Below are 22,774 nucleotides of genomic sequence, written 5' to 3' on the forward strand. Positions count from 1 at the left end.
ACGGTCCGTGGGCGTCGGCGGAACGACGGCGCAGCTGTCGGCAAGGAGGAGTGAGTGGTGGCGGAACCGGAGATCCCCGAAAGATTCCTGGGGGACCATGCCCGCGTACTGGCCGAGGTCGCCGAGACGGGCCGCAGGTTGACCCGTGACGAGCTGGAGACCCGGCGCGCCCTGGGCCGTGAGGCCGCCGAGGCCGGGCATCAGTTGCGCGCCCTGGTGAGCCTTCACCTGTCGGCGACCCGAACCGGCTGGCCGCGCGCCGCCCTCGGGACCGGCACCGTCGAGAACGTGCTGGCCGCCATGGAACAGGCGGTCGACGCCTTCGCCGAAGGCTTCGAGCGGGCGCAGCGGCTCACCGTGCGCCGTGAGGAGGCGGCGCGGCGGGAGTTCATCGACGACCTGCTCTACGGGCGCAGCGACCTGGGCCGGCTCGCCGAGCGCGCCACCCGCTTCGGGCTGCGGCTCTCGCGGGCCCACGCTGTCGCGGTGGCGGCGGGCCCCGAGGCGTACACCGAGAGCGACGCCGCACCCCGCAGCGTGGAGGCGGCCCTGCTCGCCCGCTTCGACGGGCGGAAGATCCTGCTGACGACGAAGGACGGGCGCCTCGTCTGCATCGCACCCGGCAGCCAGCCCGACGTCCTGCGGTACTTCGCGAAGCAGGCGCACGCGGCGACGGACGGCGGCCAGGTCGCGGTCGGCCGCCCCCACCGCGGTCCCGGCGGGGTCGTCCACTCGTACGACGAGGCACTCGACGCCCTCGATCTCGCACAGCGGATGGGGCTGGACGATCCGGTGCTGAACGCCGCCGACCTGCTGGTCTACCCGGTGCTGACCCGGGACCGGCAGGCGATGGCCGACCTGGTGCGCAGCGAACTCGGCCCGCTCAAGAACGCGCGGGGTGGCGCGGAGCCGTTGCTGCGGACGCTGTCCGTGTACTTCGACTCCGGCTACGTGGCCGCGGAGACGGCCCGCCGGCTGTCGCTGAGCGTGCGCGCGCTGACGTACCGGCTGGAGCGCATCCACCAGCTGACGGGCTCGGACCCGGCCGACCCGATGCACCGCTACACGCTGCAGACGGCGGTGATCGGCGCCCGGCTGCTGGACTGGCCGGCGAGCGAGCTCTAGCTAGGGCGTGTATCGAAAGTCCCGCCTGCCCGGCGGCGCCCGGCACGCACACTCGCCGCGTTGTCGGGATCGCCCCGATACATCCAGTATCGGGGCGACCCTCCGCCTTGCGATCGCACGCACCGGACACCGCCGAGCCTGCCCTTCGGGCAGACGGCGCTACTTTCGACACACGCCCTAGGCGTGTTCCGGAAGTCCCGTCTGTCCGGCGGCACCTGTCACGCTCACGCGCCGCGTTGCGGGTCGCCGCGATACGTCCGGGATGGGGGCGACGCTCCGCCCGGCGATCGCACGCACCGGTCGCCGACGGGCCTGCCTGCCGGGCGGACGGTGCTACCGAAACACGCCCCTGCGCGGGCGGGGCGGATGGGAACGAAGGGGTGGCCGGGAGCGCGAAGGGGGGTTGGCGCTCCCGGCCTGCCGGGCGCGGACCGGAGGTGGGCCGGTCCGCGGTCGTCCGGCGGTTCGTGGCGTACGACGTGCGGACGCGGGACGCCGTCGTACCGGTGGGGGTGGTGCCGTACCGGGGCCTGCTTCGAAAGTCCCGGCTCTCCGGCGATGCCTGGCACGCCTGCTCCGGTGGCGCCGGACAGGCACGCCCGCCGCGTGGTCGGGACTCCTCCGATACGTCCGGTGCCGGCGCGATGCTCCGGCTCGCGGTCGCCGGACGCCACCAGGCCTGTCTGCCGGGCGGACGACGCTACCCGCGCGACCAGCCTAGAGGTCGAACTCGTGCGGCGGCAGGTCGAGCGCGTAGCAGGCCTCGCGCACGACAGCCTGTTCCGACTTGTCGAAGTCGCCGTCGGCGCCGCCGATGACGATGCCGATCTGGATGACGGCACGCGCCTCTGCGGGCTTCTTCCTCGCCTTGGCGATCTCCTGGAGCACGCTGACCTTGCCGAAGGCGAAGTCTGCGGTCAACTTGTTCACATAGTCGTTGAACCGGCGCTGGAGGTCGTCCGCGGGAAAGTTCCGCAGGACGTCGTTGCTCGCGATCAGGGCGGCCACGCGCTGCCGCTCGGACGGGTCGATGGAACCGTCGGCAGCGGCGACCAGGGCGCACATGGCCATGCTCGCGTCCCGGAACGCCCCGCTCTTCAGGTCGTTCTTCTTCGCCTCCAGCTGCGTCTGCATCGTCGACGCGGATTCCTTGATCCGATCCCAAAGGGCCATGACGTCTCCATACGTTGCGTTGCCTTGTGGTGCGTGCGCCGCGTGCGTACCCGCAGCCGCGACGGGTGGTACCCGCGGCGCGGGAACCAGTCGAACTCTACAGTCGTGTAGAAGTTAGCAGGTATGCCGCCCGCCGGGCCGGGAAACCGGGCACTCAGTAGGATGCGGCGATGGACAGGCCCACAGGCGCGGACAGCCGCGACACGCCGCACAGCCCGCGGCTGCCCAGGCGGGGCCAGGGGCAGCTGGAGTCCCAGGTCCTCACGGTGCTGCGGTCGGCGGACGGCCCCGCGACGGCGGGCTGGGTGCAGGAACACCTCGACGGCGACCTCGCCTACACCACCGTCATCACGATCCTCTCCCGCCTCTACGCGAAGAACGCCGTGACCCGCACCCGCCAGGGCCGCTCCTACGTCTGGACCCCCGCGTCCGACGAGGCGGGCCTCGCCGCCCTGCGGATGCGCCGTGTCCTGGACGGTGAGCGCGACCGGGAGGCCGTCCTCGCCCGCTTCGTGTCGGCGCTCTCGCCCGGCGACGAGGCCCGGCTGCGCGCACTCCTCTCCCGCGCCACCGGGCCGGGCGACGCCGGTGAGCCCGGCCCGGAAGACTGAGGGCGCTGCACACCATGGGTGTCTTCGTCTACCTCCCGCTCGTGCTGCCGCTGACCGCCCTGCCGATGGCCCGCCTCGCCGAACAGCACCTGCATCCCAGGAGCGCCACGAGGCTGCTGGCCGCCGTCGGCACGACGCTGGCGCTGTGCAGCACCCTGTGCCTGGCCCTGCTGATGGTGGTCGGCACGGCCCAGCTCCCCGGCAACCCGCTGCCCGACGGCTGGTCCGACCCGGAGGTGCGCGCCGCCGTCCCCTACGAGGAGAAGGCGGGCCTGGTCGCCATCGGCGTCCTGGGAGCGGTGGTGGCCGCCTGCGGCGCCACTCTGGTCCGGCACGCCCGGACCCGGATCCGCGCAGTCCGCGCCCTGCCGCCGCCGTCCGCGGGGCACACGGCGATGCTGCGGGCGGAACTCCCGGGCAACCCCGCGCCTCCCCGGCACGCGGACGCGGTGGTGGCCGGGGTGGTGGACGCGGCGTCTGGCGTGGCGGTGGACGGGTTGGTGGACGGGGCACCGGACGTGGCGGTGGTCGCGTCCCCGGACCCGTACGCCTACGCCCTGCCCCGTACGCGCGGCCACGGTGGTCGGGTCGTCGTGTCCACCGGGATGCTGACGTGCCTGGACGGCTCCGAACGCCGCGCGCTCGTCGCCCATGAGCGCGCGCACCTGGCGGGCGGCCACCACCGCTACCTGCTGGCGGTCCAACTGGCCGCGCGGGCCAACCCCTTCCTGCTGCCGCTCCGTACGGCCGTGACGTACAGCACCGAACGCTGGGCGGACGAGGAGGCGGCGCACGCGGTCGGCAGCCGCCGGACCGTCGCCACGGCGGTCGGCAAGGCGGCCCTGTTCTCGAACCGCCCGGCGGGGCCCGACGCCGCCCGGGCCCCCCTGCCCGCCTTCGCCGCGGCCGGCCAGGTGCCGCGCAGGGTCGCCGCGCTGCTCAGCCCCGTGCCCTCCACCGGGCTGTGGCCGCCGCCCTCGGCGCACCTGGGAATCGCGGCGATGCTCGCGACCGTGGGGACCGCGGCCTCCGCTCTGTCGTCGCTCAACGCGACGGTGATGCTCGTACGCATCCTGCACGCGGCCACGCCGCTCTGAGTCCGAGCGGTCCGGCCCCCGGCCGGCCTGCCGCTCCACGGAACGGACACCAGCGCGACGAAGGGGATCGAGACACCCGTGGTGCCCCGGGTGACACCGGACGGCCGCCGCCTCATCGCCGACGTCACCGCAGGCCGCCGGAGGGAGATCACCGCGATCGTGGAACGCCTCGCACCCGCGCGGCGCACGGCCTTGGCCGACGCGCTGACGGCCCTCACCGGAGCGGCCGGCGAGGCACCGCACCCGAGATCCACTCCCTCGTGCGGACGTAGGCCCGGCCGGGGACCAGTCCGGCACGGTCGCGGAGCCGAACCGGAGGGGCCTGACGGAAGGGCCGGCGGGGTCCTGAAGGCTGTTCCGCAACCCCCGGCGGGCGTGCGGCGTCAGCTACGGCACCTGCCGCGTGGTCGGGACGTCCCCGCGTGTCCAGACAGACCCTCCGCCATGCGCTGCAGCGTGTCGGGCGCCCCCGGGCTGATCCATCGGGAACCGCGGGTCGATCCTCAGGTCCGCTTCCCGTCCCGCCCCGCGGGCTCGGGCGTGAGCCCGTCGTGCGTCGGCACCGAGTCGTCGTGCGTCGGCGTGAGCCCGTCGTGCGTCGGCGTCGGATCGCCGGTCGACACGGGCAGGGTCGGCTTCTCACCGGCCCCGTTGCCGTTGCCCTTGCCCTTGCCCGCGAGCACCGCCTGCACCCTGGACGCGACCGGCTCGGTCCACCGGGCCGTGAGCGGCCCGACGATGACGAGGATCAGCACGTATGCGGTGGCGATCGGCCCGATCCGCGGCTCCGTCGCCACGGCCAGACCGGCGATCACGATCGAGAACTCACCGCGCGCGACGAGCGTGCCGCCCGCGCGCCAGCGCCCACGCGGGCCGATCCCGGCCCGCCGCGAGGCGTACCAGCCGGTGCCGATCTTGGTGAAGGCGGTGACGATCGCCAGCAGCGCGGCGGGGAGGAGCACCGGGGGTATCTCCGCCGGGTCGGTGGACAGTCCGAAGAACACGAAGAAGACGGCGGCGAACAGATCCCGCAACGGCGTCAGCAGCTTGCGGGCGCCCTCAGCGACCTCACCGGACAGGGCGATGCCCACCAGGAACGCACCGACCGCGGCGGACACCTGCAACTGCTGTGCCACACCCGCCACCAGGACGGTGAGGCCGAGGACCACGAGCAGCAGCATCTCCGGGTTGTCGGACGACACCGCCCGGCTGATGAGGCGCCCGTGCCGCAGCGCCAGGTACAGCACGAAGCCGACGGTCCCGAGCGCGATCAGCAGGGTGATACTGCCACCGGCCAGCCCGGCGCCGGCCAGCATCGCGGTGAGCAGCGGCAGGTAGACGGCCATCGCGAGGTCCTCGATGACGAGGACACCGAGGATGACGGGCGTTTCGCGGTTACCGAGCCGCCCCATGTCCGTCATCACCTTCGCGATCACGCCGGACGACGAGATCCAGGTGACCCCGGCCAGCGCGACCGCCCCCACGGGCCCCCACCCGAGCATCAGTCCGGCGGCGGCGCCTGGGGTGGCGTTCAGCGCGAAGTCCACGGCCCCGGACGGGTACTGCGTCTTGAGGCTGGTGACGAGTTCGGAGGCGCTGTATTCGAGTCCGAGCAGGAGCAGGAGGAGGATGACGCCGATCTCCGCCCCGATGGCGGTGAACTCCTCACTTGAGCCGAGCGGAAGGAGTCCGCCCTCCCCGAAGGCGAGTCCCGCCAGCAGGTAGAGGGGGATCGGTGAGAGACCTATCCGCCCGGCGAAGCGTCCGATGATGCCGAGCCCCAGGATGAGGGAGCCCAGCTCCACCAGCAGTGTGGTCGTGTCGTGCACGGTCAGCCCTCCGCGATGATCTCGGAGAGCGTGTCGACGCCCTCACGCGTTCCTACGGCGACGAGCGTGTCCCCGATGGCCAGCCGGAAGTCCGGCCCGGGCGACGGATGCGCGCTGTGGGTACGCAGAACGGCCACGATGGACGCCCCGGTGCGGGTCCGCGCCCGGGTGTCCCCGAGCATCCGCCCGCCGTAGGGGGACCGGGCCCCGAGCGGAATGTGCTCGGTGACGAGGTCGATCCCCTCGGTCCGCACGGCATCGATCGGCGCGGCGTCGATGAGATGCGCGAGTCCGGTGGCCTCCGCCGGGGTCAGGGGTACGGAGAGGCGGCACGAATCAGGATCGTCCTTCTCGTAGAACCCCAGGAACCGGCGTCCGTCGTGGTGCACGACCACGGAGATGTGCTGTCCCGACTCGGTGGTGTAGTCGTACTGGACGCCGACTCCCGGCAGCGATGTGCGGTGGGTCCCCATGGTTTCCTCCCCAGGAGCGCGGCGATACGCGACGCGTTTTGGTGATTTCTTTAGCTCCCCATTACCCTAACCGGCCCCCTCTCGCCCCGGGTGCTTCGCGCTGTCGGCGGTAGGAAACGGACAACCGGATCATTTGTGACCTGGGGCTTTGCGGGTAGACCCTGTCCGTGATCACACACCGACGAGGCGCCCGCGACGCAGCGGGGCCCGGCGGGAGGTGTGGATGTCCCGCCGGGCCCGGTTGGAGCGGAGGGGTGGCTCAGTCCGTGACCTCGATCGTGCCGGCCGCGGCTCCCGACCCGTTCGCGGCACCCGACCCGGCCGCGGGTACGGCTGCTGGTCCCGGCGTGGGGGTACCGGCCGCCTTGCCCCGGAGGTTCTGGAGCAGGGCGGCGAGGTCGACGCCCGTGGTGGAGCTGAGGAGCTCCATGCCCTGGGCGACGTTGTCCGTGACCGTACGGGAGAGCTGGCTGGCGCCGTCCGTGGAGATGACCGTCATCTTGTCGATGGCGCTCAGCGGCTCGGACGCCTTGGCGACGACGTGCGGGAGCACCTCGACCAGCATCTGGAGGACGGCGGCGTCCCCGTACCGGGCGAAGGCATCGGCCTTCTTCTGCATGGCCTCGGCCTCGGCGGCGCCCTTCGCCGCGATGGCGGCGGCCTCGGCCTCACCTTCTGTACGCACGGCGTCGGCGAGGGCCGAGCGGTGCAGCTTCTCGCCCTGGCCGGTGAGGCGGGAGCGCTCGGCGTCCGCCTCGGCCTCCTTGACCTGGGCGATACGGCGGGCCTCGGCCTCCTGCTCCGCCTGGTAGCGGGCGGCGTCGGCGGGCTTGCGGACCTTGGTGTCGAGCTCGCGGTCCGTCAGGGCGGCCTGGCGCTGGGCGACCTTCTCCTGCTCCGCGAGGACCTCCTGCTGGCGGGCGGCCTCGGCGAGGGGGCCGGCGGCGTTCGCCTTGGCGGCCGCAGCTTCCGTCTCGGCCTTGATCTCGGCCTGCTTGAGGTAGAACGTCCGCTCGGCGATGGCTATCTCCTCGGCCGCCTTCAGCCGGGCCTGCTCCGAGGCGCGCCGGGCGATGGCCTCGGCGATGTCGGCCTCCTGTTTGGCGCGGGCGGCCTCGGGCCGCCCGAGGTCCTCGAGGTAGGAGCCCTCGGTGGTGATGTCCTGGATCTGGAAGGCGTCCAGGATCAGGCCCTGGCCGGACAGGCTGGCCTCGGCCTCCTCGGCGACCTGCCCGGCGAACGCGGCACGGTCACGGATGATGTCCTCGACCGACATGCGGCCGACGATCGCGCGCAGGGCACCCGACAGCACCTCCTGGGTGAAGCCGACGATGCCGTTCTGCTGCTGGAGGAAGCGCTGGGCGGCGGCGCGGATGGCGTCCTCGCTGCCACCGACCTTGACGATGGCGACGCCTTCGAGGTTGGACTTCACCCCGCGCAGGGTGACGGCCCCGCGGACGGCGACGGGGATGTGCCGGCTGGAGAGGTCCAGGGTGAACTTCTGCTGGACGAACGGCACGACGAAGACGCCGCCGCCGACGACGACCTTCTGGCCGCTGTTGTCGATGCTGGTGCGCCCGGTCACCGGGTCGGTGGACTTCTTGCCCCGTCGGCCCGTGATGATGAAGGCCTGGCTGGGGCCCGCGACCTTGTACCGGGTGATCACGGCGAGGGCCAGGAGAACGACGAGAACGACGACGCCGACGATGGCGGTCACTACTGGACTCATGAGGTGTGTCCCCCCTGCCTCCCAAAGGGGCGGCAGTTGTTCGAACTGTGCGGACTGCGGACAGGCGTGCGGATCGGCGGTGGGCGGTCAGCGCTCGACGGGGCGGACCGTGACCGAGGTGGTCGACAGGGTGGCCTCCACCCAGACTTCCGCGCCCCGCTCGACCGGCACCGCGCTCTTCGCGGAGAACTTCACGGTCTGGCCCGCGAGTCGCAGCAGAACCTCGCCGTAGCCGTCGGCCGGGATGGGCGTGACGACGGACCCGGAGGTGCCGACGAGGTCCTCCCCGCGCGGAGTCGCCGTGGTCTGATCCCGCATCAGGGCCTGACTGAACTTCCAGGTCAGCCACGCCGCGACGACTCCGGCGGCGGCACCGGCCGCGACGGCCGCAGGCGTGCCCACGCCGGTCGTACCGAGGACGATCGCGCCACCGAAACCGAGCATGGAGAGGAAACCGGCGATGACAGGAAGGGAGAGCAGGCCGTCGAAGAAGCCGTTCAGCACGCCGCCCAGCGCGTCGCCGAAGAGTCCTTCGAGGAGTCCGTCGAAGATCAGGGAGAAGGTGAGAAGAGCGATGCCGGCCATGCCGAGACCCAGCAGAACGGTCACGTGATCACTCCCCCTGGTGCTTCGATCTCCCCCGAGATATTTCCGCCGAACTGGTTGAATGGTCCCATAGGCGACCCGCGAGTGGTACTGCCGGAACCCGGCAGTCTTCAGGCGGTCTTGATGCCGGAAAGCTTCTCGGCGAGCGTGTCGGACGACTGGAACGTCGCTCCCAGCAGGGCGACGTGCTTCCACCGCAGCACACCGTCCGGCCCGATCACGAAGACGGAGCGCCGTACGCCGATGCCGGGCGCCGCGACACCGTACGCCCGGGCGGTCTCCCGCCCCGTGTCGGCCAGGAGCGGCATGCGCAGACCGTGGGCGCGGGCGAACGACTCGTGGCTGTCCACACCCTGGGGGCTGATTCCCCAGACCTCGGCGTCGAGCCCTTCGAACACGTCGAGCCCCGAGGAGTAGGAACAGAGCTGCTTGGTGCAGACGGCCGTGTTGTCACCGGGGTAGAAGGCGAGGACGACGTTGCGTCCGCGCGCGGCGGAGAGCGCGTAGTCGCGCCGCTCGAAGGCGTCGCCGTCCAGGACGCCGCCGGGGAGGACGAAATCGGGTGCCAGGTGGCCGGGCCGGGGTCCTGATGCCATATCGGGCTGCTCCTCAATCCGTACGCGCGAGGGCGCGTGACTCGTACAGTGAACGGCACTTTCCGCGTATCGACACATCCGACCCATCCGTACGCCGTTCGGCACCGAACCAGGGGGAGAGGGCCGGAGTCCCGGTCCGGACCCGCAGAGGAGGCATGTGTGACCGGACGACCGCTTTCGGCAGCGGTGCTGATCCTCCACGGTGGCTACGAGACGGGCATCGCCCCGCCCGCGCCCGGCGTCCTGAACCTGCCGGGCCTGCGGATGGTGCCGATCACCCGTGCGGTGGCCCGAGCCGTCCGGGGTTCCGGCGTACGCATACGGGTGCGGGCAGTTCGCTACACGCACCGGGGATGGAACGGGACCCGCCGGGACCCACTGCACGACACCGTCCGTGCGCTGGACGCCCTGCGGCAGGAGGCGGGCGACATCCCGGTGGTCCTCCTCGGCCACTCGATGGGGGCCCGCGCCGCCCTCCAGGCAGCCGGCCATCCGCTGGTCCGCTCGGTGGTGGGCCTGGCCCCGTGGTGCCCGCCCGGAGACCCGGTCACGCAGCTCGTGGGACGTGACGTCGTGCTGCTGCACAGTACGCGGGACCGGGTGACGAGCCCCGACGCCTCCCAGGCACTCACGGCCCGGGCCCGGCACGCCGGTGCCCGTACCTGCCTGGTCACGGTCCCGGGCAGCGACCACGCGATGCTCCGCCGGGCCCCGGCCTGGCACCACCTGACCACCACACTCGTCCGCGGCCTGCTGGGCCTCAGCGCCCTCCCGGACGCCGTCGACGCGGCGCTGCGGCTGCCGGTCGACGCCTTGCCGGCCGACGGCACGATGACCTTGGACAGCCTGCCCACCGGACCGGGCGGCAACGCGCCGCGCGGGGCTGCCCCGCGCTGAGCTCCGGGCGGGGACACGACGGGACGGCGGACGGCGCGACGGCGCCTGGCCGGACCGCGGGGGTCTCGGGAGCGGCGCGGAGATGCGGCGCGCGGGGCGGCGGCCGACCATGGGACGAAGGGCGGCCGGGCCGCCCACGGACTCGATCGCCTCCGCCGGCCGAGCCCACCCGTCCCGGGAGGTTCCCTTGCAGGGTGTGGAGGACACCGAGGCTGACCCGCCGCCGCTCGACCCCGCCCCGCTCGACGTCCTCCTCGGAGGCACCACGGCAGGCGTGGGGGTGCTCGACACGGAGCTGCGTTTCCTCTACGTCAACCCTGCACTCGAGCGGCTCGACGGACTTCCCGCCCGTGAGCACCTGGGCAGGCCCATCGGCGAGGTACTCCCGGAGGTCGACGCCCGTGAGGACGTACTCCGGGCCGTGCTGAGGGACGGCCGCCCGCGCGAGGCCGTGTCCAGCGGACAGACCTGGGCGCCCTCGGCGCTCGAACGCCGGTACTGGCACGGGGCGTACCACCGCTTGGAGCAGAACGGGCGGATCCGGGGCGTCGTCGCACTCGTGCTCGAGATCAGCAAGGCCCAGCACCAGCAGGAGCAGCTGGAGCGCGCCAGGCGTCACCTGGCGTTGCTGGACACCGCGGCCGTCAGCATCGGAACGACCCTCGACATGGACACCACCTGCCGGGAGCTCGCCGAATTCGTCGTGCCGGCGCTCGCCGACCTCGCCGCCGTCGAGGTGTGCCCGTCGGAGATCGGGCACACGGTGCGCAACGCGCCGCCCGGTGTCCTCCGGCTGAGACGGTCCGCCCTCGTGGCGGTCCCGGGACTCCAGTCGGCAGCCGATCAGTTCGGGCGCGCCGGGGAGTACATCGACTACGAGGAGGACGCGCCGGTACCACGTTGCCTGGAGGCGAACCAGCCGCGGATCGAGGATCTCGGCAGCGAGGACCAGCTCACCCGTTCCGAGCTCACCAGGAAGCGGGTCGAAGCGGCCCGTGCCGTCGGTATGCACTCGGCGGTCATCGTGCCGCTCACCGTGCGCGGTCGTCCGCTGGGCTGTCTGAGCCTCGCCCGGGCCGAGGGTTCGCCGCCCTTCACCGACGAGGACGTGCTCGTCGCGCGGGAACTGGCGGGGCGGGCGGCCGTCGACCTCGACCACGCCCGCCGCTACGCCCACGAGCACACCATCGCCCGCGAGCTCCAGAACTCCCTGCTGGCCGAGCCGAGAGGGCCCCAGCCGCACGTCGAGGTGGTGACCCGCTACCTGCCGGCCGACCAGGGCGCGCTGGTGGGCGGCGACTGGTTCGACGTCATCCCGCTCCGGGGCGGGCGCCATCTGAAGGCGATGGGCGATGTCATGGGCCACGGCGTGGAGGCGGCCGTCGCCATGAGCCACTACCGCTCGCTGCTGCGTCTGCTGGCCGAGGACGACCAGCCGCCGCACCTGGTCCTGGAGCGGCTCGACAAGGCGGTGGAGCGCTCCGGGGTGGACCGGGCGGCGACCTGCCTGCTCGCGGTCGTCGACCGCTCCGAGGGGCTCTGCCATCTCTCCAGCGCCGGCCATCTGCCGCCCGTGTTCATCGACCCCGGCGCGTCCGCCGCGCGGATCGCCGAGCTGTCGGCCGGCCCACCGCTCGGAATGGGCTTCGGCACGTACGCGACGACGACGGTGCCGTGCGGTCCGGGCACGGTGCTCCTGATGTACACCGACGGGCTGGTGGAGCGCCGGAACGAGGACATCGACGTGTCCGTCGGACGGCTCGCGAGCGTCACACTCCCGCCGAGCGGGCAGCTGGACGACCTGCTGGAGGAGGTCATCGGCAGGTTCGGCCAGCACGCGGAGGACGACATCGCCGTCCTGGCCTCACGGATCAGGGACGGGAAGAAGACCTGAACGGGTCCCGCCGCGTCAGTCAGTACCCGGGCCACGACCGCCGGAACCCGGGTATCAGCGTCGATGTCAGTGCCTGCTGAGACCATCACAGGCATGGAACCCCTCCTCCTCGCCGACATCGAAGCCGCCGTCCGCAGCAGTTGGGACGCGGACACCACCACGCCCGAGCACCGGCCGCGGTGGAATCCCGGCAATCCCGCCCGGGACCAGTGCGGAGTCACCGCCCTCGTGATCAACGACCTGCTGGGCGGCGAACTGATCCGCGGCGAGGTGCACGTCGACGGGGAGCGCGTCGACTACCACTGGTGGAACCGGCTGGGCATGGGCATCGAGATCGACCTGACGCGCGAGCAGTTCGCCCCGCACGAAATCATCTGCGCGGGTGTGGTGATCGAACGGCCTGCGCAGATCGTACGGCTCCGCGAGGAGTACGAACTGCTGCGAGACCGGGTGCTGGAGCGGCTGCGCGGCCGGATACGGACCGGAGCGGCGGGCCGGGCGGCCTGACTGCCCGGGACTGTCCGGACCGTCTCGAACCGCCCGGGAGGGCGCTCCGGATCAGCCGAGTTCGAGGCTGGTGATGCCGAAGATGCCCGCCCGGTCCATGTCGGGTACGGCGTCCGTGTACATCCGTGCCGTGTCGAACGACGGCGTCAGGCCGAGTTGCTCCGCGAGGCGGACGGCCTGCGGGTTGATGTCGGGGACGTCGATCGCGACGGCTCGCTCCGGAGCCGTGGCGGCGAGCGTGCTGACCAGTGCGGCGGCCACGCCGGGTGAGTCGGCGTGCACCGGCCCGATGCGCGAGGCTTCCCTGCACTCGCGCAGCACGGCGAGGCCCACGGGCTTTCCGTCACGCACGGCGGCGAGAGCGGTGCGCCGGGGCGTGGTGATCCAGGCGGCGAGGAAGCTGTCGCGTGCTGCGGGGAAGAAGCGCCGGTCGTACGCGGTGAGGAGGGCGAAGGGCAGGGTCCTGGCATCGGTCAGGGTGACGCCCGAAGGCGGCGCGATGTCCTGGGGGACGGCGCCCTCGTAGCGGGCGTTGCTCCAGGCGACCCGGAAGCCGGACCTGCGGTAGTTGTCCTGCTGGGCGGGCACGCCGTCGAGGCCGACGGTGCGCCCCTGCAGCCGCGCCATGCCCGCCTGCCAGGTCCGGAGGCCGTACCCCCTGCCTCGCTGCGCCGGCCGGGTCAGGTAGAAGCCCAGGAATCCGAAGTCGGCGCCGTACCGCACCACGGAGACGGAGCTGACGGGCTCGCCGTCGAGACGTCCGACGAGGAAGCCGCACGGATCGGCGGCGAAGAACGCCTGCCCGTCGGTGAGGCCCGGATTCCATCCCTCGGCGTGGGCCCACTCCCCCAGCAGCGTGATGTCGTGGGCACTCGCGGTGGTGATCTCGAAGTTCGGCACGGGACGTCCGTACCCGGTACCGGACCGTTTCAATGACCGTGCCGGGCGGAGCGTCCGCGCAGCCTGCGCAGCACGATCAGGGCGGAGATCACCAGGGGCAGGAGCCCGGCCACGGTGTTCGCGGTGCTCAGCCCGTCCTTCGTGCCCCGGCCCCGGCGCATGTGCCGCAGGGTACGGACGACAGCGACCGCGCTGCCGGCCGGACTGAAGATCAGGCCGAATGCGGAGCTCTTCGGTGTCCTGGACATCGGATGACCTCCTGCTAAGGGCTGACCCGCCAGCCCTCGAGGGTCAGGGCGCGGCGTCGGACGCGGTCCGTCTCACGGCGGAGGGACATCCGCATACCGGATGTATGTGGCGGCAACGCGGTGAGTCGCCGAGCTGTCGTCGCGCGTCCGCCGGGGATTCGCGGGACAAGTCATGGATACGTGCGCGGCCCCTCCGTCCACGTAACCGGCTGCGGGGCGGGACCGCAATCGGGGCCGTGCGGGTGAGCGGTGGCCCCCTCCGGTGGAACCGCCGGCCGGGACGAGGCGGAAGGCCGCCGACCGGGGCGCCGCCCGCGACGCGCCGGTGACCGTCCGGTGGCTGCCGCTCCGTGCTCCGCGTGCCGTCCCGGTCCGTGTGCCGTCCCGGTCCCGGCGCCGTCCCGGTCCGGGCGCCGGTTCCCGGGGCAGGGGCCGGGCATGTAAGTAGCCCTTCACGACGGGGGATGCGTGAAGGGCTACCTGTGCAGTATGACCGCTCACGGGTCCCCCGACAACTGACCGGCCGGTCAGCCGTGGGGTGCGGACCGGCAGGTCGGGGGCGGCGCGGCGCCCCCGGTCGACAAAGCGCGCGCCGCAGGAAGGGTGTCCGATGCGCCGGGAACCTGGTATAGCAGCGATAGACATGACCTACCCGTACGCCTAGGCTTTCTTGTGCAGCCAGGCCATACCGGTGGCCGGTGCGCAGCAGAAGAGGTGCAAATGCCCCCGGAGATCTCCTCGCACGCCACGGATCGTCTCGATGACGACGACTACCCCGCTTTCACCATGGGGCGAGCCGCGGAGATGATCGGCGCGACGCCGGGTTTTCTCAGGGCGATCGGTGAGGCCCGCCTGATCACGCCCTTGCGTTCCGAGGGCGGCCACCGCCGCTACTCGCGCTACCAGCTCCGCATCGCCGCCCGTGCCCGCGAGCTGGTCGACAGCGGCACGCCCATCGACGCGGCCTGCCGCATCGTCATCCTGGAGGACCAGCTCGAGGAGGCCCTGCGGCTCAACGACGAACTCCGGCTCGACGAGGAACCCCGGCGGCCGAAGGCGGGCCGGAGCGGTACCGATTCCTGACCGGCGGACGGGTGCATATCTGATTCCGTCGGCACAGAATTGCGCGCAATGAGCGATGAGAGTTTATGCCGTAAGCGGTGGAGTGCCGCCGGAGTGATATGGCGTACAGCCCGCCTCGGCCCGAATCGTGCTACGGTTGGGACCAGTTGCAGTTGTGGTTCCCAAAACTTCAAGTGCTCTCGCCGGTTTCACTCCGGTGAGCGCACTTTTGTATTTCCGGTCTCTTCCGGACGGGGCAATCATTTGCGGCGACGTAGGGCCCGCACAGTGTGGGCCCACGGGCAACGCCCCGAAGGAGATATGACATGGCTACTGGCACCGTGAAGTGGTTCAACTCGGAAAAGGGTTTCGGCTTCATCGAGCAGGAGGGTGGCGGCGCTGACGTCTTCGCCCACTACTCGAACATCGCCGCCCAGGGCTTCCGTGAGCTGCAGGAAGGCCAGAAGGTGAACTTCGACGTCACGCAGGGCCAGAAGGGCCCGCAGGCCGAGAACATCACCCCCGCCTGATCACCATCAGGCGTACTGCGTAGCTGGGGCCCGCACCTTGGGGTGCGGGCCCCAGCTCGTTGTGTTTCCCCGACCACGGCCAGCGCTGGACCGGTAGGCAATACCGGGCGGGCGCCGGCCGGGTCGGAGCAGTGAACTGCAGTCATGCTGAAGCATCGCAACGGGCCGGTTCATCCGGCGGGCGGGCTTCGCTTTTCGTTATTTCACCGGCTCGTTCTTGCGATTCTTGGCGCCTCACATGGCTGCAGCCGCCCGGAAAGAATCCCTCGACACGTGCCATTCGAGGGAAGGTTCTCCATTGAACCGCGATCGCACAGCTCGCACGAACGACCGATTTTCCCGGACCCGCTCCGGCGGTGTCTCCGGTAGCCGTACCGCCAACGGATTCCGTTCCCAGGGATCCGCCCGCCAGGCCGCCCCCGGCTTCCAGGGCCGCTCCGGCGGACCGAAGCGCTCCGGTGGTTACGGGCGCCGCCCGGCCGCCGTCACAGGTGAATTCGCCCTGCCGGTGACCATCACCCCGGCCCTTCCCGCCGTGGAGACTTTCGGCGACCTGGACATGCCCGCCCCGCTGCTGGCGGCCCTGGGTGCGGAAGGCATGACGGTGCCGTTCCCCATCCAGGCGGCCACCCTGCCCAACTCGCTCGCCGGCCGTGACGTCCTGGGCCGCGGCCGGACCGGATCGGGCAAGACGCTCGCCTTCGGACTGGCACTGCTGGCCCGCACCGCGGGCAACCGCGCCGACGCCCGCCGTCCGCTGGCCCTGGTCCTCGTCCCCACCCGGGAGCTCGCCCAGCAGGTCACCGACGCGCTGACCCCCTACGCCCGGTCCCTCAAGCTGCGGCTGGCCACGGTCGTCGGCGGGATGTCGATCGGCCGACAGGCCAGCGCGCTGCGCGGGGGCGCGGAGGTCGTGGTCGCCACCCCGGGCCGGCTGAAGGACCTCATCGAGCGCGGCGACTGCCGGCTCGACCGCGTCGCCATCACCGTCCTGGACGAGGCCGACCAGATGGCCGACATGGGCTTCATGCCCCAGGTCACCGAGCTGCTCGACCAGGTCGGCCCCGGCGGACAGCGGATGCTGTTCTCGGCCACCCTGGACCGCAACGTCGACCTCCTCGTCCGCCGGTACCTGCACGACCCGGTCGTCCACTCGGTCGACCCGGCCGCCGGTGCGGTGACGACGATGGAGCACCACGTGCTCTACGTCCAGGGCGCCGACAAGTACGCCACGACCACGGAGATCGCGGCCCGGGAAGGCCGGGTGATCATGTTCCTGGACACCAAGCACGCCGTGGACAAGCTCACCGACCACCTGCTGAACAGCGGGGTCCGGGCCGCGGCGCTGCACGGCGGCAAGTCCCAGCCGCAGCGCACCCGCACCCTGGACCGGTTCAAGACGGGCCATGTCACGGTGCTGGTCGCCACGAACGTCGCCGCCCGCGGCATCCACGTCGACAACCTCGACCTCGTCGTCAACGTCGACCCGCCCAGCGACCACAAGGACTACCTGCACCGCGGCGGCCGTACCGCCCGCGCCGGCGAGTCCGGCAGCGTCGTCACGCTGGTGCTGCCCAACCAGCGCCGCGAGATGACCCGTCTGATGGCCGACGCCGGGATCACGCCGCAGATCGCCCAGGTCCGCTCCGGCGAGGCCGAGCTCAGCCGCATCACGGGGGCTCAGGCGCCCTCCGGTGTCCCCGTCGTCATCTCGGCCCCGCCGACGGAGCGCGCGAAGAGCGGTTCCGGGCCCCGGGGCCGGCGTGGCGCCCGGCCCGGCCAGGGCCGCCGCTCCAACGCCGGTACGCCGACACCGCAGGCGCGGGCCGCCGCGACGCAGCGCCGGTCCAACCGGGCCGCGTAGTCACCGGGCCGCCGGTCCGGCGGGCCCTGTCCGGTTTTCTCTACGACCCTGTTGAGGCACCATGCGCTGTGTCATCGCCCGCTTCCCCTTCGATCTGTTCAAGAACGAGGTGGAGGATTCGATGAAGGGCATCAAGCCCGAACCCGTCACCGGTGACGCCGTGGTCATCAGCCGCCGCGTCTATCCCGTCAAACAGGTGGGTGAAGTGATCACCCGGCAGGACCGCCGCGACTTCAGCGCGGCCGAGGTGACCCGGGCGCTGACGCGACTCGGCTTCACCTGCCGGCCCGCGGAGCTTCCCGCCCCGGTGGTGCCGCCGACCCCGCTGGAGACCGCGTCGGCTCTGCTCGGCACCCCCGGGCCCGCCTGAGCGGAACGATCTCGACCCGCACCCCCGTGCCCCGTCAGGGCCGGGGGTGCGGTGTGTCGCGGAGCGGCCCGGGGTGTACGGCTTCGCGTACGGCCGTGCTCACGGTGTGTGCTCAGGGGCGCAGGACGACCTTGCCGACCGTCCGGCGTGCCAGCAGGTCCGCATGGGCGCGCCGGGCCTCGGCGAGCGGATAGTCCGCGCCGGTCACGGGCTTCAGCCGGCCTGCCGCGACCAAGGCGAGGAGTTCCTTGAGCGGCCCGTCGACGGCGCCGGGCACGGCCAGCGTGGGGCGTAGCCAGAACCCGACGACGGAGGCGTTGAGGCGGCCGAGCCGGGCGGGGTCGACGGGGGTGAAGCCGGTGCGGGCGGCGCTGCCGTATGTCACGAGGCGGCCGAAGGAGGCAAGCGATCCGAGCGCCTGGTCGAAGAGTGCGCCGCCGACGGCGTCCAGGATGACGTCGGCCTTCTCCTGGAGGGGGTAGGCGACCACCGCGTCCGCACCGAGGTCCAGCACCAGCCGCTCCTTGGCCGGGGTGGAGACCTGTGCGAGGACCCTGCCCGCCCCGAACTCCCGGGCCAGCTGGACCGTCAGGCTGCCCACGCCACCGGCTGCCGAGTGCACGACGACGGTCTCGCCGTCACGCAGGCGTGCCGAGGTGCGCAGCAGGTGCCACGCCGTCAGCCCTTGCACCATGAGGGCCAGCGCCTCGGCCGCGTCCAGGGTCTCGGGTATCTCCTGGAGCGAGGACTCCTTGGCGAGCACCTGCTCCGCGTATCCGTGGGAGACCCGGGCCAGGACCCGTCTGCCGTCGGGGGTACGGCCCACGACCTCGCTCCCCGGGACGTACGGGAGAGCGTCGGCATCCAGGTAGGAACCGTCCACCTGGTGGGTGTCCGCGAAGTTCACCCCCGCCGCCTCGACGGTGAGGAGAATGTCACCCGGGCCGGGGACGGGAGTGGGCAGCTCAACGGGATTCAGGACTTCGGGACCACCGAAGTGGTCGAACTGGATGGCGAGCATGCCGCACGCTACCGCGTGGGCTCGGGCGTCGGGACCGGCGTCCGGTGGAGCGCCCGGCCGAACGGCCGACCAAAGCATCCCAAAACGGCACAAGCGGTCGGTTATTGCGCCGGCTGCGGGAAGGCGCCCACGAACACGGGATGCGGACTGATCCCGTTCGAGGCGCCCCCGAGTCCGGGCGCCGCGTGCGAGCCGGGCGTCGGACGGCTGCCGATGACGTTGTCCACAGGGGTTGTCCACAGGCGTGGTCGCGACCGGACATGCCTGCGAGACTGCGCGCATGAGCGATCTCCTGAACGGCAAAGTCGTCCTCGTCACCGGGGCGAGCAGCGGTATCGGCGCGGCTGCGGCGCGCGTGTTCTCCCAGGAAGGAGCGACGGTCGTGCTGGCCGCGCGCAGGGAGAACCGGCTGGCCGCGCTGGCAGGCGAGTTGAGGGACAAGGGGGCGAAAGCGTCGCACGTCACCTGTGACGTCAGGGTGGCCGAAGACGCCGCCAGGGCGGTGGAGTTCGCGGTGGACACCTACGGGCGTCTCGACTGCGCCTTCAACAACGCGGGGCTCGGCGGAGACCGTACCCCCTTGCACCTCATGGGAGACGACGTCTACGACGCCGTCATGGACACCAACGTGCGCGGGGTGTGGAACTGCCTCCGGCACGAGATAGCGGCCATGCTGGCGGGCGGCGCGGGCGGTTCCATCGTGAACACCACCAGTGTGGGCGGGTTGGTGGCGATACCCGCCGCCGCCCCCTATGTAGCGGCCAAGCACGCGGTGGTCGGCCTGACCAGGGCCGCGGCGGACGAATACGCCCGGCAGGGCATCAGGGTCAACGCCGTGGCCCCGGGCACCACGCGCAGTGAGATCACGGCCGACTGGTTCGGCCGCAACCCGGGTCTGGAGGAGATGGTCAACAGCATGACGCCGCAGGGGCGCACGGCCGAGCCGGAGGAGATAGCGGCGGCGGCGGCCTGGCTGCTCAGTGATCGCTGCCCGTTCCTCACGGGTACGGTCCTGCCGGTGGACGGCGGCTTCGTCAACCAGTGAGCCGGCGCGCCGTGCGGCCGGCCGTCAGCCGTACGGGCCGCTCAGCCGGCCCCGGAAGACCGTGCTGCCGTCCTGCACTCCGGTGACCAGTACCGCCGTCTCACCGGGGGTGGCGGTGGGCACGGCCTCCGCCTCGATCCAGCAGGGGCGGTCGAACTCGGTGTACCGCTCGAAGGCCGTGGCGACCGTGGTCGCCTCGAAGGGAGCGGGGTACAGCGTCGCGTGTGCCGCCTGATAGGCGGCTTCGATCAGGACGAGCCCGGGGACGTGGTCGACGGGGTGGTCGAAGAGCAGGACGTTCTCCACGTCGTTGCGCAACTGCCAGGAGCGGGGCCGGTCGCCGGGGGCGAGCACCACATCGGTGCGCGTGGCACGGCCGACAGTGCGGGGGGCTACCGGCTCGGGGAGGGGCCAGGTGTTCCAACCGGTGCTCAGTCGGGCGCCGCGCAGCCGGCGATAGGCGGCCGGGGATATCCAACCGAACTGGCAATCCGCCCGGGCCACCATGGAGTTGTCATGGAAAACGCGGATATCCATTCCCAGGGAACTGACGGACCGGCCACGTTTCTTCGGTTCCGCGAGGGAGATTCTGACAGTCAGGGGGCAGGATTGCCGGGGGGAGGCGGACACGCTGAATCCGGGGGTGACGGTGAAGTCGAAGGAGTCCAGGAGCGTGTGATGGGAAAGGGGGACGCCGTACTCCGCGTGCGCTATGGCGAGACCGCTCTGCCGGATGGTCTGTACGAGCACCCGGGGGTCGTACGGCAGCCCGTCCTGCGGTGCCGGCCAGTGGGCGGTGAGTGAGAACTCGCCATCTTCCGGACGGCCCCAGCCGGTGATCACAACCGCGTCGGCACGGCTGAGGTGGACGTATTCCTTGGGGACACCGGCCTCATGTCCCGCCCCGCCGCGCGGTGTCTGCGGGAAAGAAGGTACGTCGGGCACGATCCCCCCGGACATGACGCAAAATGGGCAGTGTGGCGCTGATACGGTACCGGTTCACCGGTATTTTTTGAAGAAGCGTCCATCCACGGCCAAGGGGAGCGCGAGTTGGCACGACAGCAACGGGCGATCCGCACGCGCAGAATCTTCCTGGAAGCCGCCGCTGAGGTTTTCGACGAGCACGGCTACGACGCCGCGACGATCGCCGCGATCCTTGACCGCGCCGGTCTCACGAGGGGCGCGCTCTACTTCCACTTCACGTCGAAGGAGGAGCTGGCCCGCGGTGTCCTTCAGGAGGCGGTGACCGTGGACGGGGTCACTCCGCAGACGTTCAAGCTGCAGGAGTGGGTGGACATGGCACTCCTGCTGGCCTACCGGCTGCCCAGGGAACCCCTGCTCAGCGCCTCGATACGCCTGTCGGTCGACCCGCGGGCGCGCAGCCTCTTCGGTACGCGCTGGCCGGACTGGATCGTGATAGGCGCCGAGCTTCTCACCGAGGCGAAGAAGCGCGGCGAGCTGCTTCCGCACGTCGATCCGGTCGCCACGTCGCGTCTCCTGGTCGGGGCGTGGACCGGGGTTCAGCTGGTGACGGAGTCCATGGCCGATCCGCCGGACCTCGTCACCGAGATCTCGGCTCTCTTCGAGCTCATCCTCCCCAACACGACTGTGCCGGGGGTGCTGGCCCGGTTGGACACCTCCCCGCACCGGGCCGAACGCATCATCGAGCAGAACAGGACAGCCGCCGCCGCGTCCTGAGCCGATCGGCCTCACGGCCACGTACCACCCGAATGGGTGCCCTCGTCTGCGTCGTGGCTGGTGGGGCGGCATGGTGGCTCTATGTGGGTTCGCCGAACAGCCCTGGGTGCCATGGTTGTGCCGCTGACGCTCCTGGTCTTCCGGGACGCGCCGGTACGGCTCGCCGCGCCCGATCCGGCCACGGTGAAGCCCGAGACGGAGAGCGGCGCCCCGCGGCCCCCGATCGTCAGCCGGTCCGCGTGGCACGCGGACGAGGGCCTGGTCAAGGAGAAGGCGGTCTACACGGGGGGCGTGAAGGTCGTCTTCGTGCACCACACCGGGCACACCAACCGGTACGACTGCGCCGACGCCCCCAAGATGCTCCGGGCCATGGAGGCGCAGCACGTCAGGGGCGAGGGGTGGGACGACATCGGCTACAACTTCGTCGTCGACCGCTGCGGGACCATATACGAGGGCAGGGCCGGCGGTGTCGGCCGTACTGTGCGCGGAGCCCACGCCACAGGGTTCAACGCGCACAGCGTGGGGGTGGCGGCCCTGGGCACCTTCGGCCCTGGAGTCCCGGTGCCCAAGGCGCTCATCGAGGGCATCGCGAAGGTGGGAGCGTGGAAGCTCCGCCGGGAGATCGACCCCCGGGGCACCGTACGGATGGTCTCCACGAACGGCGAGAGCCTCTACGAGCGGGGCGAAGTGGTCCATCTCCAGGCGGTGTCGGGCCACCGTGACACATACCGGACGGATTGCCCCGGGGAGGCGTTGTACGCGCAACTTCCGGCGATCCGGGCCGAGATGGTGAGGATGCGGGCGGACCGGCCCTGAGGCGCTGGGGGCCCGCGTCCGTGGACCAGCCGGCCCGCGTCTGCCGGCCTGCGGCCGACCGCAGGTGCCGACGGGCGCACGGCGACGGCTTCTGCGCCTCGTCGCGCCTGTCGAAACGTCTCCCTGCGTCCAGTGCGCGGACCTCCCACCCCCCCCTGACGCGCTGCCTTGTGACGCACTGCCTTGTGAGCACCGCGTCCGGCGCGGCGGGCCGATCCACCGGAAAGGTCGGGACAGTCCTCAGCGGGCGACGAACTGGGTGAGGATCGCCTGCACTTCGTAGATGTCGACGCCCTTGGTGAAGGTCTTCTGGATCGGTGTCGCGCTGCCGGAGATCCAGATCTTCAGTTCGGCGTCCAGGTCGAACGTCCCGGCCGTCTCGACCGCGAAGTGCGTGATGCTGCGGTACGGAACGGAGTGGTACTCCACCTTCTTGCCGGTGATTCCCTGCTTGTCGACGAGAACGAGCCGACGGTCGGTGAACAGGATGGTGTCGCGGATCAGCAGGTACGCGGCGTGTACCTGTTCGCCCTGTCCGAGCAGCCGCGCGTAGTCACGCTGGGCTGCGGCCGGATCGACGGTGTGAGCGTTGCCGAACAGTGCCATGAGAGAGCCTCCACCCGAGTGAATGTGCGGACTTCGAGCGCGTCTAAGTCCAATAAGCAGCTTATCGGCGGCTTATC

Annotated in this window: 24 protein-coding genes; 13 read left to right on the forward strand and 11 right to left on the reverse strand. The window is 71.5% G+C overall.

Annotation, left to right across the window (positions count from 1 at the left end):
- The first annotated feature begins 57 nt into the window (after positions 1-57).
- The gene (locus tag ACH4VO_RS14120; protein ID WP_360998241.1) at positions 58-1,125 is read left to right on the forward strand and encodes a helix-turn-helix domain-containing protein; all 1,068 of its coding nucleotides are present in this window, start codon (positions 58-60) and stop codon (positions 1,123-1,125) included.
- Between the two features lie 717 nt (positions 1,126-1,842).
- On the opposite strand, the gene ACH4VO_RS14125 is transcribed toward ACH4VO_RS14120, so the two are convergent.
- Positions 1,843-2,298 carry a TerB family tellurite resistance protein gene (locus tag ACH4VO_RS14125; protein WP_360995835.1) on the reverse strand — a complete coding sequence of 152 codons (456 nt, stop codon included), beginning with the start codon at positions 2,296-2,298 and terminating at the stop codon, positions 1,843-1,845.
- Positions 2,299-2,468: 170 nt separating this feature from the next.
- Here ACH4VO_RS14125 and ACH4VO_RS14130 point away from each other — a divergent pair, with 170 nt between their 5' ends.
- Positions 2,469-2,909: a BlaI/MecI/CopY family transcriptional regulator gene (locus tag ACH4VO_RS14130; RefSeq protein WP_360995838.1), complete on the forward strand. Its 441-nt coding sequence runs from the start codon at positions 2,469-2,471 to the stop codon at positions 2,907-2,909.
- Positions 2,910-2,923: 14 nt separating this feature from the next.
- On the forward strand, positions 2,924-4,006 hold the full coding sequence (locus tag ACH4VO_RS14135) for a M56 family metallopeptidase (RefSeq protein WP_360995841.1): 1,083 nt from the start codon (positions 2,924-2,926) through the stop codon (positions 4,004-4,006).
- A gap of 503 nt (positions 4,007-4,509) precedes the next feature.
- Here ACH4VO_RS14135 and ACH4VO_RS14140 read toward each other — a convergent pair.
- The 5 genes from ACH4VO_RS14140 to ACH4VO_RS14160 all read right to left on the reverse strand — a co-directional run bounded on the left by ACH4VO_RS14140 (position 4,510) and on the right by ACH4VO_RS14160 (position 9,239).
- Positions 4,510-5,835: a cation:proton antiporter gene (locus ACH4VO_RS14140; RefSeq protein WP_360995843.1), complete on the reverse strand. Its 1,326-nt coding sequence runs from the start codon at positions 5,833-5,835 to the stop codon at positions 4,510-4,512.
- 2 nt (positions 5,836-5,837) lie between these two features.
- Complete coding sequence (locus tag ACH4VO_RS14145) at positions 5,838-6,308, reverse strand: cation:proton antiporter regulatory subunit (RefSeq protein WP_069171732.1); 471 nt, start codon at positions 6,306-6,308, stop codon at positions 5,838-5,840.
- 259 nt (positions 6,309-6,567) lie between these two features.
- A complete protein-coding gene (locus ACH4VO_RS14150; RefSeq protein WP_360995847.1) occupies positions 6,568-8,037 on the reverse strand; it encodes an SPFH domain-containing protein in 1,470 nt (489 codons plus the stop codon).
- Positions 8,038-8,124: 87 nt separating this feature from the next.
- Positions 8,125-8,646 carry an NfeD family protein gene (locus ACH4VO_RS14155; RefSeq protein WP_360995849.1) on the reverse strand — a complete coding sequence of 174 codons (522 nt, stop codon included), beginning with the start codon at positions 8,644-8,646 and terminating at the stop codon, positions 8,125-8,127.
- Between the two features lie 107 nt (positions 8,647-8,753).
- Positions 8,754-9,239, reverse strand: coding sequence for a peroxiredoxin (locus tag ACH4VO_RS14160; protein ID WP_360995852.1), 486 nt, complete (start codon positions 9,237-9,239; stop codon positions 8,754-8,756).
- Positions 9,240-9,398: 159 nt separating this feature from the next.
- Here ACH4VO_RS14160 and ACH4VO_RS14165 point away from each other — a divergent pair, with 159 nt between their 5' ends.
- The 3 genes from ACH4VO_RS14165 to ACH4VO_RS14175 all read left to right on the forward strand — a co-directional run bounded on the left by ACH4VO_RS14165 (position 9,399) and on the right by ACH4VO_RS14175 (position 12,537).
- Positions 9,399-10,136 (forward strand): alpha/beta fold hydrolase, encoded by a 738-nt coding sequence (locus tag ACH4VO_RS14165; RefSeq protein ID WP_360995855.1) that lies wholly within the window; start codon positions 9,399-9,401, stop codon positions 10,134-10,136.
- An 82-nt stretch (positions 10,137-10,218) separates the two neighbouring features.
- A complete protein-coding gene (locus ACH4VO_RS14170; RefSeq protein WP_360995858.1) occupies positions 10,219-12,030 on the forward strand; it encodes a SpoIIE family protein phosphatase in 1,812 nt (603 codons plus the stop codon).
- A 93-nt stretch (positions 12,031-12,123) separates the two neighbouring features.
- Positions 12,124-12,537 (forward strand): hypothetical protein, encoded by a 414-nt coding sequence (locus ACH4VO_RS14175; RefSeq protein ID WP_360995861.1) that lies wholly within the window; start codon positions 12,124-12,126, stop codon positions 12,535-12,537.
- A 51-nt stretch (positions 12,538-12,588) separates the two neighbouring features.
- On the opposite strand, the gene ACH4VO_RS14180 is transcribed toward ACH4VO_RS14175, so the two are convergent.
- Positions 12,589-13,437, reverse strand: a complete 849-nt coding sequence (locus ACH4VO_RS14180; RefSeq protein ID WP_360995863.1) for a GNAT family N-acetyltransferase — start codon at positions 13,435-13,437, stop codon at positions 12,589-12,591.
- Between the two features lie 29 nt (positions 13,438-13,466).
- On the reverse strand, positions 13,467-13,685 hold the full coding sequence (locus tag ACH4VO_RS14185; protein ID WP_360995866.1) for a hypothetical protein: 219 nt from the start codon (positions 13,683-13,685) through the stop codon (positions 13,467-13,469).
- A gap of 720 nt (positions 13,686-14,405) precedes the next feature.
- Here ACH4VO_RS14185 and ACH4VO_RS14190 point away from each other — a divergent pair.
- From ACH4VO_RS14190 to ACH4VO_RS14205, 4 genes are all read left to right on the forward strand, one after another.
- Complete coding sequence (locus ACH4VO_RS14190) at positions 14,406-14,768, forward strand: MerR family transcriptional regulator (protein WP_360995869.1); 363 nt, start codon at positions 14,406-14,408, stop codon at positions 14,766-14,768.
- 305 nt (positions 14,769-15,073) lie between these two features.
- A complete protein-coding gene (locus ACH4VO_RS14195) occupies positions 15,074-15,277 on the forward strand; it encodes a cold-shock protein (protein WP_014155340.1) in 204 nt (67 codons plus the stop codon).
- Between the two features lie 298 nt (positions 15,278-15,575).
- A complete protein-coding gene (locus ACH4VO_RS14200; protein WP_360995870.1) occupies positions 15,576-17,141 on the forward strand; it encodes a DEAD/DEAH box helicase in 1,566 nt (521 codons plus the stop codon).
- Positions 17,142-17,202: 61 nt separating this feature from the next.
- Positions 17,203-17,511, forward strand: a complete 309-nt coding sequence (locus tag ACH4VO_RS14205) for an SCO5918 family protein (protein ID WP_360995872.1) — start codon at positions 17,203-17,205, stop codon at positions 17,509-17,511.
- Positions 17,512-17,623: 112 nt separating this feature from the next.
- On the opposite strand, the gene ACH4VO_RS14210 is transcribed toward ACH4VO_RS14205, so the two are convergent.
- A complete protein-coding gene (locus ACH4VO_RS14210; RefSeq protein ID WP_360995875.1) occupies positions 17,624-18,532 on the reverse strand; it encodes a zinc-binding dehydrogenase in 909 nt (302 codons plus the stop codon).
- Between the two features lie 280 nt (positions 18,533-18,812).
- Between ACH4VO_RS14210 and ACH4VO_RS14215 the strand changes: the two genes are divergently transcribed.
- Positions 18,813-19,577: a glucose 1-dehydrogenase gene (locus ACH4VO_RS14215; RefSeq protein ID WP_360995877.1), complete on the forward strand. Its 765-nt coding sequence runs from the start codon at positions 18,813-18,815 to the stop codon at positions 19,575-19,577.
- 24 nt (positions 19,578-19,601) lie between these two features.
- On the opposite strand, the gene ACH4VO_RS14220 is transcribed toward ACH4VO_RS14215, so the two are convergent.
- On the reverse strand, positions 19,602-20,537 hold the full coding sequence (locus ACH4VO_RS14220; RefSeq protein ID WP_360995880.1) for a ScbA/BarX family gamma-butyrolactone biosynthesis protein: 936 nt from the start codon (positions 20,535-20,537) through the stop codon (positions 19,602-19,604).
- Between the two features lie 90 nt (positions 20,538-20,627).
- Here ACH4VO_RS14220 and ACH4VO_RS14225 point away from each other — a divergent pair, with 90 nt between their 5' ends.
- Both ACH4VO_RS14225 and ACH4VO_RS14230 read left to right on the forward strand, forming a co-directional pair.
- A complete protein-coding gene (locus ACH4VO_RS14225) occupies positions 20,628-21,275 on the forward strand; it encodes a ScbR family autoregulator-binding transcription factor (RefSeq protein ID WP_360995882.1) in 648 nt (215 codons plus the stop codon).
- Positions 21,276-21,356: 81 nt separating this feature from the next.
- Complete coding sequence (locus ACH4VO_RS14230) at positions 21,357-22,091, forward strand: peptidoglycan recognition protein (protein ID WP_360995886.1); 735 nt, start codon at positions 21,357-21,359, stop codon at positions 22,089-22,091.
- A gap of 240 nt (positions 22,092-22,331) precedes the next feature.
- On the opposite strand, the gene ACH4VO_RS14235 is transcribed toward ACH4VO_RS14230, so the two are convergent.
- Positions 22,332-22,697, reverse strand: a complete 366-nt coding sequence (locus tag ACH4VO_RS14235; RefSeq protein WP_360995889.1) for a PH domain-containing protein — start codon at positions 22,695-22,697, stop codon at positions 22,332-22,334.
- Between the last annotated feature and the right edge of the window lie 77 nt (positions 22,698-22,774).

This window comes from Streptomyces sp. NPDC020780 (assembly GCF_044334475.1).
Classification (GTDB): Bacteria; Actinomycetota; Actinomycetes; order Streptomycetales; family Streptomycetaceae; genus Streptomyces.